Below are 13,324 nucleotides of genomic sequence, written 5' to 3'. Positions count from 1 at the left end.
AGGCACAGATACCCCTATGCCAATTGCAATAAAAGTTAACAACCACTCTAAAATTAATGGGTTATTTCAACAGTTTAAATCACATTTTTTTAATGAATTAGTAGATGACCAAACCATATCAGAAGAAACGCGCAACAAGATTGAACAGTGGTTATCACAACATACGATTGATGAATTAAAGGCATTAAATCAGGCAGCGAAAGATCACTTTTTGTATGAGGGGATTACTTTTATAGTCTATGGTGAGTCGGAAGGGATTGAGCGCACCATTCCGTATGATCTCATTCCACGAGTGATTGAGAAAAAGCATTGGAATAAAGTCGCGCTGGGCTGTGCACAACGAGTACGCGCGCTAAATTTGTTTTTACACGATATTTACCATCAGCAAGATATTTTAAAAGCCGATATTGTGCCTGAACTGCAAGTGCTGACGCATGAAGCCTATCAGCCACACATGTATGCGCATGAATTAAAAGGTAAAATTTATAGTCAAATTAGCGGAATTGATATTGTCCGTGACCGTCATGGCGAATTTTATGTACTGGAAGATAACCTAAGGACGCCCTCAGGTGTGTCTTATATGCTGGAAAGCCGCAAACTTAGTCAGAAACTGATGCCTGATTTATGCCAGCAAAACAACATTCTAGGCATTGAACAATACCCGCAATTACTTAAAGAAATCTTGGCTGAAAATGCCTGTGTCGATAAGCCCTTTATTGTCGTATTAACGCCGGGACGCTATAACAGCGCATATTATGAGCATTCTTTTCTGGCCAGGGAAATGGATGTGCCTTTAGTGACATCACGTGATCTTTTTGTAGAAAACGATAAGGTTTATGTGAAAACTATCCGTGGAAGACAGCAAGTTGATGTAATTTATCGTCGAGTGGATGATGCGTATTTAGATCCATTATGTTTTATGCCTGATAGTAGTTTAGGGGTGGCGGGCTTAATGTCAGCCTATTTATGCCACAATGTTATGATTGCAAATGCACCCGGTACTGGGGTGGCGGATGATAAATCGATCTATCCTTATGTTGATAAAATGATTCATTTTTACCTGGGTGAACAAGCAATTTTAAAAAATGTCCCGACTTTCCAGTGTCGTGAAACACAAGACTTAGATTATGTACTCGCTAATTTGGAGCAGTTGGTGGTGAAAGAAGCCCAAGGGTCGGGTGGATATGGCATGTTGATTGGTCCCCAAGCATCAAAAGTTGAAATTGAATCTTTTAGAGAAAAAATTATTGCTGCGCCGAACTTGTATATTGCGCAGCCAACTCTGGATTTATCGGTTTGTCCCACCCTGACCGATTTTGGAGTAGCTGAACGTCATATCGATTTGCGTCCTTTTGTTCTCAGTTCACCTTATCGGACAGAGATTGTTCCCGGTGGTTTGACACGTGTCGCTATGCAGGCAGGATCTTTAGTAGTGAATTCTTCACAAGGTGGTGGAGTTAAAGACACATGGGTCGTCGATAATCTTCATTCTTAAACATCTAACCATGGGAAAGAAGTCATGATTTTATTAAATAGTAATGCGCAACATATTTTTTGGTTAGGTCGCTACTTAACGCGTATTCAATATTTGTGTAGTCAATTTCCATTTCATAATAACCAAGGCGCATTGCAATATGCACATGCATTTTGTTTGCCAGCGTTTGATGCAGACTCACTAAATTCATTATTGCTCGAAACAGAACAACCTGCATCTTTTGCTCAGCAATTTCAACATGCCAAAGATAATGTACAAGATTTACGAGGGATATTTTCTGCAAAAGCTTATGCAGAACTCAACCAGCTAATCAAAAATGCGATTGAAAATGCGGCTTATATTTGTGATGTGGCTGGAGAATGTGAGGATATTTTAGAAGCTGAATCTGAAGAGATCTTCCTGTTTTTTACTTTGGGGCAGAATATAGAACAGTTAGATCGACAACTTCGGCTTAAGCAGGATCGCAGCACAACTTTGAAGGATATTGATAAAACGGTAGAGCTATTAAATCATATTGGTTGGAAAGGAGTGGACAGGGCATGGCAGCAGCTTAAGTTAAATCCAGACAGTATGAATTTTTACCACTTTAGTGACCATATCGAAAATCTATTTGAGGTGGATGTATGAAGCTGATGATTAATCACCAAACCCATTATCAATATACTGAGTTAGCGTGTAACAGCATTCAATATATCAAGATGACTCCGACCACGAATTTGCATCAGCAAGTGCATGCCTGGAATGTGAGCATACCCGGCGAGAAACAAGTTAAAACAGATGCTTTTAATAATATCTGGATTACCAGTTCACAGCGCCAACCTTATAGCCAGATGACCATTATGGCGCAAGGTATTGTAGAGATGGATCCAAATACCCAATTTGGAATTGAAAGCTCAATTAATCCCAAATTGTTTTTACAGCCTACGCCTAGCACCTTATGCAATGCAGAAATGAAAAATTTTGCAAAATATTATGTTCCTCAGCTAAATCGAGCAAATTTAATTATTTTATCTGAAGCCATACTCAATTATATTCCTTATGTACCTGATCAGACCTCTGTGCAAACCTCTGCTATTGAAGCCTTTCAATATCGACAGGGCGTGTGTCAAGACCATAGCCATGTGTTTATTGCGATGTGTAAATATTTAGGCGTGCCTGCACGCTATGTCTCAGGTTATCTATTTGTACCAAATACTTCTCACCTCGCAAGTCATGCTTGGGCAGAAGTATTTTTTGAAAATTCGTGGTATTGTTTTGATATCAGCAACCAGTTATTTACACCTAATTCACATATTTATGTGGCAATCGGTCGAGATTATTGGGATGTTGCACCAGTAAGAGGCATAAGAGAGCGCGGTGGTACTGAGTCGATGAACTCTATAGTTCAAGTGCTCGCTTGCTGAAATTTTAAAAGTCATAAGGAGCTCTCATGACTTATTGTTGTGCGCTACGTTTAAAAGAGGGTTTGGTCTTTGTTAGCGATACTCGTACTAATGCGGGCGTAGACCATATCTCTGTATTTCGTAAACTCTATACCTTTGGTGTGGAGGGTGAGCGATTTATCACCATACAAACTTCTGGAAATTTAGCGACAACTCAAGCTGTTATTGGGCATTTGAATAATCACTTGGAACTTGGCCAAGAACCCAACTTATATAGTGTCAATACTATGTTTGAAATGGCGGAGCTGGTGGGTCAAATATTAAGAAAAGTCATTGCAGATGTTACGCAAGAGACGCATGCTCACGAACAGAGTAATTATTATTGTAGTCTGCTGTTAGGTGGCCAAATTAAAGGTTCAGCAATGGAGCTTTATAATATTTATCCGCAAGGTAATTTTATTTGCGCGACAGAAGATACACCTTATTTTCAAATTGGGGAAAGTAAATACGGCAAACCGATACTAGATCGGGCCTTAAGTTATGAAATGCCCTTAGACGAGGCGGTACGCTGTAGTTTGATTTCATTTGATTCTACTTTACGTTCCAATGTTTCAGTGGGAATGCCGTTAGACACAATCGTTTATCATAAAGATTCATTACACGTTCCTAATGGCAAACGCATTTATGAAGAAGATCCATATTTTAGGCAACTGAGTAAACAGTGGTCAGACACTTTACGCCGTGGCTTACAGAAACTGCCTATTCCTACAGATGATTATCTAGATTAAGCAGAGCTAAAAAACCCAAGTACAAACTTGGGTTTTTTATACGGCATAAAAGTTTACTTTCTTATTGGACGGGCACTTAGACGACACAAAAGTTCATAACCAATCGTACCATTGGCTTCAGCCACATCATCGATTAAGCGGTTTTTACCCCATAGTTCAACTTCGGTACCAATTTTTGCGTTTAAGCCTGTGATATCAATGGCGATCATATCCATGGCAACACGACCAATCACACATGTGTGTTGACCATTTATCGCAACATAGTTTTGTTTAACGAAAGCACGCGGATAGCCATCACCATAACCAATTGAAACGATGGCTAAATCCATTTCTTTTTCAGCCTTAAAGGTTGAGCCATAGCCTACAGATTCACCTGCCTGAATATGGTTTAAAGCAATGATTTCAGCAGTAAAGGTCATTACCGGTTTCAGATCTAAATCCTGTGCTGATCTATCTGCAAATGGAGATGCACCATAAAGCATAATCCCGGGACGCACAAAATCAAAATTTAGTTCAGGCCATTTATAAATGGCTGCTGAGTTACAGCAAGAAGCCATTACTGGCGCGCAAGCTTCTTTAACCTGAAGAAATTGATTTTTTTGTTGTTCATTTAACGGGTGATTTTCTGCATCAGCATTGGCAAAGTGCATCGCTAAAATACAAGTAAAACCTTCCGCTTTAAGAGCATTAATGACTTCAATAATCTCTGGTGCTTTAAAACCTAGACGGTTCATACCACTATTGAGTTTGACCCAAACTTTTAAGTTTTTGCCAATATAAACATTTTTATATGTTCTCAACCAGTCGAGTTGTTGCTGCTGATGCACGACGCATTCAATGTTATTTTCAACCACAACCTGCATTTCATCTTCAGAGAAAATACCCTCGATGAGGGTAATTGGTTGTTGATAGCCGAGTTCACGAATTTCAAGTGCTTCTTCGAGGCAGGCGACACCAAAGGCATCCGTTCCACTTAAGGCTGCTAAACAGTCTTTGACTCCATGTCCGTAAGCGTTGGCTTTAACCATACTTACAATTTGAGCAGTTGGTGCAAGTTGTTTAACACGGTTTAAATTATATTGCAGCGCTTCTCTGTCAATATAAACTGTTGCTTGGCGCACCCTGGTTACTCCTTGGGGTTACAATGAAACATTACAGCAATTTTAGAACAATCACTTATAAGCTACGATCAATATTGTGGATATGCTTGTGATCTCACTCAAAAGGGAGGGAGGAACTTAAGCAGAATAGAGTGCCATATTGTATTCCTATGGCTGAAAATAAACACTAATTTAAAATATATTCCAATTAAATTTTAGATAGCATGACTTGACTCTATTATTAAAATATCAACAGTAGCTAATCATACTTTTTTATCTCTTTTTATATTCAAAGTTGATTAAGTTGTAGAAAGATATGCGAAGCTAAAATCAGCTTTCACTTAAAAGAATTGAAGTGCAGAGGTGGACAAAAATAAGCAGCTAAAAAAACGAGGTCATTACCTCGTTTTTTATTACTTATTCTTCATCATTATATTGAGCATAAAACTCTGGTGAAAGGTTACTAAATCGGGTGTATTGGCCTTCAAAAGCCAGACGCACCGTACCAATAGGGCCGTTACGCTGTTTACCAATAATAATTTCGGCAGTGCCGGCTTCTTTGGATTCTTTGTTATAAACCTCATCACGGTAAATAAACATGATTAAATCGGCATCCTGCTCGATCGCACCGGATTCACGAAGGTCAGACATTACTGGACGTTTGTTTGGTCGGTTTTCCAGTGAGCGGTTAAGCTGTGAAAGGGCAATCACCGGACACATCATTTCTTTTGCCAAAGCTTTTAAGCTTCGTGAAATTTCCGAAATTTCACCGACACGGTTGTCGCCCATACCGGGTACTTTCATTAACTGCAAGTAATCGACCATGATACAGCCAATTTTACCGCCATGCATTTTGGCAATACGACGCGCGCGCGCGCGTAATTCTGTTGGGGGAAGGGCTGATGAATCATCAATATACAGATTTTTTTCTTGAAGCTGTAAAATCGTACCGGTCACTTTAGACCATTCATCACCATCCAGTTTGCCTGAGCGTAAATGGCCTTGGTGAACTTTACCGTAAGCCGAGATTAAACGCATCGCAATTGAGTCTGCCGGCATCTCCATGGAGAACACAAGAGCAGGTAGATCGCAGTTAAATAGTACACTTTCCACCAAGTTCATGGCAAAGGTGGTTTTACCCATAGATGGACGCGCAGCGACAATAATCAAGTCACCCGATTGCATACCCGAGGTTTTGTTATCCAGCTCCATAAAGCCTGAAGTTAAACCGGTAATACTGCCTTCCATTTGAGACAATTCATTTAACTTGTCAAAAACATCGGCAACTACAGCGTTGATTGGTTTTGGACCTTGAGCTTTGGCATTATTATTATGTTGTTCAGCAATGGAAAAAATATTGGTTTCGGCAAGATCTAAAATTTCACTGACACTACGACCTTTGGTGTCATAAGCATTCTGTAAAATTTCAGAGCTGACTTTAATCATGCTGCGTAAAGTTGAAAATTCTTTAATTTTATTGGCATAGGTTTCTAAGTTATAAAAACTAGAAGGCGAGTCTGCCATGAGTTGCATTAAATATTCTTCACCACCAACAGCATCCAATAAATTCTGTTTGATGAGCCAATCGTTGACTAAGACTGCGTCGTAAGGTGAGTTTTCTTGGGTTAATTTTTCAATGGCGCGAAAAATATACTTATGACGTGTCGCATAAAAATCATTTTCACTGAGTACATCACCCACTTGTTCGAAAGACTCAGCCACGGTCATGAGTGCTGCGAGTACAGCTTGCTCGATCGCCAAGTTATGGGGTGGAGTGCGAAACTCTTTTAACTGGCCTGACTCATTCCCTTTATTATCTACTTTAGATGAGTTAAGCATAGCATTGGCATTCGCCTGTGACATATAAAACCCTGATTTTAAATGCGATAAAGAAGTAGTTTGAAAATTGAGACGAATAGTGAATTTTCAACGATTTTCGTCTAGACAGATGATACCTGTTCTTAAAAAAAATGCGAATCGAAAATTTCATTGAGCTAAAAATAGTAAAAATAATGTGTGTTTACTATTTTTGGTAAATCTGGATAAGCTATTTTGCCTATTTTTACAGATAAAAAAAAGAGCATACAAAAGCATGCTCTTTTTCTTGCAGAAAATTACTCAGATACGATAGTAACGAGAACTTCAGCAGTAACATCATGATGCAATTGAATTGCGATGTTGAATTCACCAGTGTTGCGAAGCGCACCATTTGGTAAACGAACTTCTGCACGGTCAACTTCAAGACCAGCATTAGTCAACGCGTCAGCGATGTCACGAGTACCGATTGAACCGAATAGTTTACCTTCATCACCAGCTTTAGCAGTGATTACGATGTTAACTTCGTTCAATTGATCAGCACGTGCTTGAGCAGCAGCTAAAACATCAGCTTCAGCTTTCTCAAGTTCTGCACGACGAGCTTCAAAAGCAGCAGTATTTGACTCAGTCGCTGCTACTGCTTGACCTTGAGGGATAAGGTAGTTGCGGCCGTAACCAGCTTTAACTGAAACTTTATCGCCTAATTTACCAAGGTTTTTAATGCGTTGTAATAAAATAATATCCACAGCTCAACCTCACTTATGATTGTCAGTGTAAGGGATCAAAGCCAAGTAACGAGCTTGTTTAATAGCAAGCGCTAATTGACGTTGGTAACGAGCTTTAGTACCTGTAATACGGCTAGGAACAATCTTGCCGTTTTCAGTGATGTACTGTTTTAAAGTATCGATATCTTTGTAGTCGATGTACGCAACTTTCTCAGCTGTAAAGCGGCAGAACTTGCGACGACGGTAAAAACGTGCCATTAATGTTCTCCTTATGCTTCAGCAGAGTCTTGAGATTGTTGTGCTTCTTCACGTTGTGCTTTACGCGCACGTTTTTCTTCAGCACTTTTAGCAAGCAATGATTCTTCAGTGATTGCGTTTTCACGACGAATAATAACATTACGAAGGATTGCATCGTTATAACGGAACAATTCTTCTAATTCATTAAGCGTAGTTTGACCACATTCAACATTCATTAAAATGTAGTGAGCTTTATGAATTTTGTTAATTGGGTAAGCCAATTGACGACGGCCCCAATCTTCTAAACGGTGAATTTGACCTTCAGCTTCTTTGATGTGAGTTAGGTAACGTTCTACCATACCCACAACTTGATCGCTTTGGTCTGGATGTACCAAAAGTACGATTTCGTAGTGACGCATTGTCAGCTCCTTACGGTTTGTGCAGCCCCTAACTTTTGAAAAGCTAGAAGCAAGGAGTCACAACCAAAGTTGTGTCGCAAAAATTGCGAAGCGTGAATTTTAGTGGTTTTAGGGATAAATTACAAGGGAATCTTTTATGATGATTGAATTTGTATACAAGCTTGACAGCAGGAAGGTTTAAATAAATAAAAATGGAAGGGGATCTTGATTAAGTGTTTTTTAAAGTAATAAAAATTAAGGAATAAAAAAAGATAGAGTAGAACTCTATCTTTTCTAGAAAAACACGATTTTTGTTGGTGGTGCTTGGGAGGTAAAACTAAAACAGATACTAATAATCGTAATTAAAATGACTGAAAATAGGAAAAAGCGTTTTGCCCATAATTGATCATTTTCAGCTTTAAAGCCCAGTACACCAATATAAAACCAATAAATACATAGCCCGTTTAAAATAACGAGATATAACCAGTTTGCATAACCATATACAAATAAGGCATTCATGGCGATGGTAAATAAAACAACATAAATCAATGATTCAATTTTAGTACGTAAAACAGAACGTGCTACAGGGAGAATCGGGATACCTGCATTTTTGTAGTCATCAAAACGATATACTGCAATTGCCCATGAATGAGGCATTTGCCAAAGTGCATAACCAATAAAAATAAGCAGTGCAGCTAAGTCAAATTCATTGCTAACAGCGGTATATCCGATCACTGGTGGGCTTGCACCAGAAATACTTCCAATAACTGTTTGGTGAATTGTCGTGCGTTTTGTCCAGAGGCTATAAAACACCACATAGACCACAAAACCAATCACTGCAAATAAAAAAGCGTACGCATTTACCCAGAACCATAAAATGCTAAAACCAATCACACCCAGTACCAAGGAATACACCAAGGCTCCAGGAACAGAAACCGATTTTTTAACCATCGCACGGTTTTGTGTGCGCTGCATTTTTTGGTCGATGTCTTGGTCAATAACGTTATTGACCACACAACCAGAGGCAACAACCAAAGTTGTACCCAAGAGGGTAATAAGCAATAAAAGGAAATCTACAGAACCTTGAGCGGCTAGAAAATAGCCGCCCAAAGTGGTAACAAAGTTACCGAAGAGAATTCCTGGTTTAGTCAGGAATAAATACTTTTTCAGCATGACAATCAGTTTAGATCATCATGTTGTAGTGAAGGTAGTTCATAATCCATACAGAGCCAACCAATAAAATTGCCACTGTAAGAATTGTATAGATGAATGCAATTACATTCCAGCGCTGCTCTGAAGAAGAGTTCATGTGCAGGAAGTAAACTAGCTGTACAAGAATCTGAGCAACAGCTGTGATGGCAATCGTTGCAATAATAAGGCCACGTCCAAAACCGCCTGCCATAACCATACCGAAAGGAATGATCGTAAGCAAAACTGAAAGGATAAAGCCAATTGTATATTGCTTGGTATTGCCGTGCGCTGCGCCAGCAGAGTTATGGTCATGACTCATTATAGAACTCCCATCAAGTAAACTACGCTGAATACACAGATCCAAACGATGTCAAGGAAGTGCCAGAACAAGCTTAGGCAAGCAAGACGACGCGTGTTTGGAAGTGTCAAACCATTTTTCTTGATTTGATACATCAACACAAGCATCCATACCAAACCAGAAGTTACGTGAATACCGTGCGTACCAACTAAGGTAAAGAACGCTGATAAGAACGCACTTGTGGTTGGACCATGGCCTGCGTGTACAAGGTGATTGAACTCATAAAGTTCCATACCAATGAAGGCAGCACCAAATACCCAAGTAATTGCTAACCAAGTTAGAACTTGGCCAACATTTTTCTTGTATGAAGCAAGTACGGCAAAACCGAAGGTCACAGAAGAGATCAAGAGGGCGAAAGTTTCAGTTAAAACGAAACCTAAAGAATCACCAAAAAGCTCTTTAGCACTTGGAGTACCAAGAGGAATGTGACTGCTTAATACAGCGAACGCGATGAAGAGTGTCCCGAATAGGATCAAGTCACTCATCAAGTAAGTCCAGAAACCAAAGACTGTGATGTCAGTATCATCGTGATGATGATGATGCTCATCGTGTCCATGGTTGTCGTGATGAAGTACTTCAGCCATTGTCTTAGTCCTTCTTCAAGTGTTTTTCAAGAATCGCATAACGTTCGTTTTCAATGCGTTCTACTTCAGCAGCAGGCACATAGTAATCCACTTTCTTAGTGAATGAACTTACAATAAACGAAACGATAGCACCAATGAATCCAACGGCTACTAACCACCAGATATGCCAGATTAAAGCAAAGCCCATTACAGTAATCAGCATTGCAATAATGAAACCAGCCGCACGGTTGGTTGGCATATGAATGTCTTCATACTGGGTTGGTTTAGCATATGCGATGCCATTTTCTTTGTCAGTCCAGAAAGTATCAATACCATTGATCTTAGGAAGATGAGCAAAGTTATAGAACGGAGCTGGTGAAGATGTTGCCCATTCTAAAGTACGGCCATCCCAGATGTCGCCAGTGTGATCGATATTGTTGTTGCGTTGTAAGAAGCCAACAATGATTTGCATTAAGAAACATGCAATACCAATAGCAACTAGAACGGCACCAAACAATGCAATCGACACATACGGATCCCATTCTGGGTTGTCATATGTATTCAAGCGACGAGTCATACCCATGAAACCAAGGATATAAAGTGGCATGAATGCAAAGTAGAAACCGAAGAACCAGAACCAGAACGCTGCTTTGCCCCAAGTTTCATTGAGTTTCCAGCCAAACATTTTTGGCCAGTAGAAAATGATACCTGCGAACATTGCAAATACTACACCACCAATAATTACGTTATGGAAGTGAGCAATCAAGAATAACGAGTTATGTACCAGGAAGTCCGCTGGTGGAACTGCCATTAATACACCTGTTAAACCACCGATACCAAAAGTCACAAGGAAGCCAAGTGTCCAAAGCATTGGGGTTGTAAAGGTAATGCGACCCTTATACATAGTGAATAACCACGAGAAGATTTTCACACCAGTAGGGATGGCAATAATCATGGTCATGATACCGAAGAACGCGTTAACGTTGGCACCAGCACCCATGGTAAAGAAGTGGTGAACCCATACAACGAAAGACAATACTGTGATTGCTACAGTTGCATACACCATTGATTTGTAACCGAACAATGCTTTGCGCGAGAAAGTCGCAACAACTTCTGAGTAAATACCAAATGCTGGTAGTACCAAGATATACACTTCCGGGTGACCCCAAGTCCAAATCAAGTTTACATACAGCATTGGGCTACCACCCAAGTCATTTGTAAAGAAGTGGAAACCGAAGTAACGGTCAAGTGAAAGCATTGCAATAGTTGCAGTTAACACAGGGAAAGCTGCAATGATCAATACTGCTGTACATAAAGATGTCCAGGTAAAGATCGGCATATCCATCAGTGTCATGCCAGGTGCACGCATTTTAATGATGGTAACAAAGAAGTTAACACCTGTTAAAAGCGTACCCAAGCCTGAAATTTGAAGTGCCCAGATATAGTAGTCAACACCTACGCCCGGAGAATATTCAATGCCTGATAGTGGAGGATAAGCCATCCAACCTGTTGCAGCGAATTCACCCAGCGCAAGAGAAGCCATCATTAGACCTGCAGCACCGGCAAATAGCCAGAAGCTTAGAGAGTTCAATAATGGGAAGGCAACGTCACGAGCACCGATCTGTAAAGGTACAGAGATGTTCATTAAGCCGACTACTAGACCCATCGCTACGAAGAAGATCATGATTACGCCATGGGCAGTAAAGATCTGGTCATAATGTTCAGGGTGTAAATAACCTTCACCACCACCTCGAGCGAGGAACTGTTGAAGACGCATCATGATCGCATCTGCAAAACCACGAACTAACATGATTACAGATACGAAGATATACATGATACCAATTTTTTTATGGTCTACAGAGGTGAACCATTCAGTCCACAAGTAGTTCCATTTTTTAAAGTAGGTGATACCTGCAACGACTGCAAGGCCACCTAGGATCATCATCGCAACAGTCACCAATACAATTGGATCGTGTGGAATTGAATCCGGACCTAACTTACCTAATAAGCTCATGTCTTATTCCTCTACAGAAGCAGCTGTCGCATGTTCAACATTGGCATGAGCATCAGAAGCAGCAGCTTCATGACCAGCAGTTGCCGAATGGTCAGCACCGTGGTAGTTACTCATGTATTTGTTAATCACTGATTCGAACAATTTAGGCTCTACTGAAGAATAATAAGTCACTGGATGTGGCTTAGTTGGATAAGGCTTCAATGCTTCAGCAGCAGCCTTCTCTTCAGGAGTTTGGGCATTCACAACCATTGCTTCAATTTGGTGCTTAGAACGGTTACCGTCACGTAGAGCTGCAAATTCAGTATGGTCTAAAACAGTTTTTTGAACTGCATTAGGATTTACTGAAGTACCGTTGCCTGCTTTAACAGCAGCAACCCATTCAGCAAACTGAGCATCTGTTACAGAATGAGCACGGAAGTGCATTTGTGAGAAGCCATAACCTGAATAGTTAGAAGAGAAACCGCGGTAGCCTTCAGCTGGGCTGGTTTCATCTGCTAAGAAGTTCAAGTGAGTCTGCATACCCGCCATTGCATAAATCTGACCAGACAATGCAGGGATAAAGAACGAGTTCATTGTGAAGTTCGAAGTTAAACGAAGACTAACCGGAGTTTTCTCTGGGAAGCGAATTTCGTTAACAGTCGCAATGTTTTGTTCTGGGTAAATGAAGATCCATTTGAACTGTTCAGCAATAACTTGGACAGTTAAAGGTGCTTTATCAGATTCGACCGGACGGTATGGGTCATACTTGTGGGAACCCCACCAAGTTAACCACGCTAAAATACCAATAATAATGACAGGTATACCCCATACTACAATTTCAATTGCAGTTGAGTGTGCCCATGTAGGTTTATAGTCTGCATCTTTATTCGATGCGCGATATTTCCATCCAAACCACAATGCCATAACTGCTGATGGAATAACCACCAAAAGCATTAAATAGATCGCAGTCATCATCAAGTCAGATTGACCTTGAGCAACTGGACCTTTTGAGTTTAGAAGTACCATATCACCGCCACACCCAGTCAAGAGTGCAGCCATCGCAGATAAAGACAATACAGCTAAAATTGTTTGTCTCATTTTACAACCTCGGTGAAGAGTCCCATTCCCTAATTTAATATGGGATAGCGATTAAAGTGTCGCATGATTGGAAATATTTTTATTATCACTTAGAAATTCTAAGTATAAAAAATCCTTCCCAATTATGAGACACCGCTACGTTGTGAGGCATTATGCCTCATATTGTTGAACTAAGCTATAT

At 40.1% G+C, this 13,324-nt stretch carries 13 protein-coding genes and 1 pseudogene; 4 read left to right on the top strand and 10 right to left on the bottom strand.

Translation table 11 applies throughout. The features are described from left to right. Nucleotides 1–61: 61 nt before the first annotated feature. The 4 genes and pseudogenes from E0H89_RS08275 to E0H89_RS08260 all read left to right on the top strand — a co-directional run. A pseudogene (locus tag E0H89_RS08275) lies at nucleotides 62–1,495 on the top strand (circularly permuted type 2 ATP-grasp protein); the annotation flags it as partial. A gap of 24 nt (nucleotides 1,496–1,519) precedes the next feature. Beyond that, entirely contained in the window at nucleotides 1,520–2,122 is a 603-nt protein-coding gene (locus tag E0H89_RS08270; protein WP_131216164.1) for an alpha-E domain-containing protein, read from the top strand. Beyond that, the gene (locus E0H89_RS08265) at nucleotides 2,119–2,898 is read left to right on the top strand and encodes a transglutaminase family protein (RefSeq protein WP_131216163.1); all 780 of its coding nucleotides are present in this window, start codon (nucleotides 2,119–2,121) and stop codon (nucleotides 2,896–2,898) included. Before E0H89_RS08270 ends, E0H89_RS08265 begins: the two co-directional genes overlap by 4 nt. A 26-nt stretch (nucleotides 2,899–2,924) precedes the next feature. Then, a complete protein-coding gene (locus tag E0H89_RS08260) occupies nucleotides 2,925–3,665 on the top strand; it encodes a proteasome-type protease (protein WP_131216162.1) in 741 nt (246 codons plus the stop codon). A gap of 53 nt (nucleotides 3,666–3,718) precedes the next feature. Here E0H89_RS08260 and alr read toward each other — a convergent pair whose 3' ends face one another. The 10 genes from alr to cyoA form a co-directional block, all read right to left on the bottom strand. Continuing rightward, complete coding sequence (alr, locus tag E0H89_RS08255) at nucleotides 3,719–4,786, bottom strand: alanine racemase (RefSeq protein WP_131216161.1); 1,068 nt, start codon at nucleotides 4,784–4,786, stop codon at nucleotides 3,719–3,721. 396 nt (nucleotides 4,787–5,182) lie between these two features. After that, entirely contained in the window at nucleotides 5,183–6,628 is a 1,446-nt protein-coding gene (gene dnaB / locus E0H89_RS08250; RefSeq protein ID WP_131216160.1) for a replicative DNA helicase, read from the bottom strand. A gap of 251 nt (nucleotides 6,629–6,879) precedes the next feature. Then, nucleotides 6,880–7,326, bottom strand: a complete 447-nt coding sequence (gene rplI / locus E0H89_RS08245; protein ID WP_131216159.1) for a 50S ribosomal protein L9 — start codon at nucleotides 7,324–7,326, stop codon at nucleotides 6,880–6,882. A 9-nt stretch (nucleotides 7,327–7,335) separates the two neighbouring features. Then, nucleotides 7,336–7,563, bottom strand: a complete 228-nt coding sequence (rpsR, locus tag E0H89_RS08240) for a 30S ribosomal protein S18 (protein ID WP_004676982.1) — start codon at nucleotides 7,561–7,563, stop codon at nucleotides 7,336–7,338. 11 nt (nucleotides 7,564–7,574) lie between these two features. After that, on the bottom strand, nucleotides 7,575–7,961 hold the full coding sequence (gene rpsF, locus E0H89_RS08235) for a 30S ribosomal protein S6 (protein ID WP_053578020.1): 387 nt from the start codon (nucleotides 7,959–7,961) through the stop codon (nucleotides 7,575–7,577). Between the two features lie 273 nt (nucleotides 7,962–8,234). Next, a complete protein-coding gene (gene cyoE, locus E0H89_RS08230; protein WP_131216158.1) occupies nucleotides 8,235–9,113 on the bottom strand; it encodes a heme o synthase in 879 nt (292 codons plus the stop codon). Between the two features lie 10 nt (nucleotides 9,114–9,123). Then, nucleotides 9,124–9,453 carry a cytochrome o ubiquinol oxidase subunit IV gene (locus E0H89_RS08225; RefSeq protein WP_171459146.1) on the bottom strand — a complete coding sequence of 110 codons (330 nt, stop codon included), beginning with the start codon at nucleotides 9,451–9,453 and terminating at the stop codon, nucleotides 9,124–9,126. Continuing rightward, nucleotides 9,450–10,073 carry a cytochrome o ubiquinol oxidase subunit III gene (cyoC, locus tag E0H89_RS08220; protein ID WP_131216156.1) on the bottom strand — a complete coding sequence of 208 codons (624 nt, stop codon included), beginning with the start codon at nucleotides 10,071–10,073 and terminating at the stop codon, nucleotides 9,450–9,452. Before cyoC ends, E0H89_RS08225 begins: the two co-directional genes overlap by 4 nt. 4 nt (nucleotides 10,074–10,077) lie before the next feature. Beyond that, nucleotides 10,078–12,066: a cytochrome o ubiquinol oxidase subunit I gene (cyoB, locus tag E0H89_RS08215; RefSeq protein WP_131216155.1), complete on the bottom strand. Its 1,989-nt coding sequence runs from the start codon at nucleotides 12,064–12,066 to the stop codon at nucleotides 10,078–10,080. A gap of 3 nt (nucleotides 12,067–12,069) precedes the next feature. Next, on the bottom strand, nucleotides 12,070–13,143 hold the full coding sequence (cyoA, locus tag E0H89_RS08210; RefSeq protein WP_131216154.1) for a ubiquinol oxidase subunit II: 1,074 nt from the start codon (nucleotides 13,141–13,143) through the stop codon (nucleotides 12,070–12,072). Nucleotides 13,144–13,324: the final 181 nt, after the last annotated feature.

The sequence above is a fragment of the Acinetobacter sp. ANC 3781 genome, assembly GCF_004331285.1.
Taxonomy (GTDB): Bacteria; Pseudomonadota; Gammaproteobacteria; order Pseudomonadales; family Moraxellaceae; genus Acinetobacter.
This window is presented reverse-complemented; position numbering and strand designations above follow the sequence as displayed.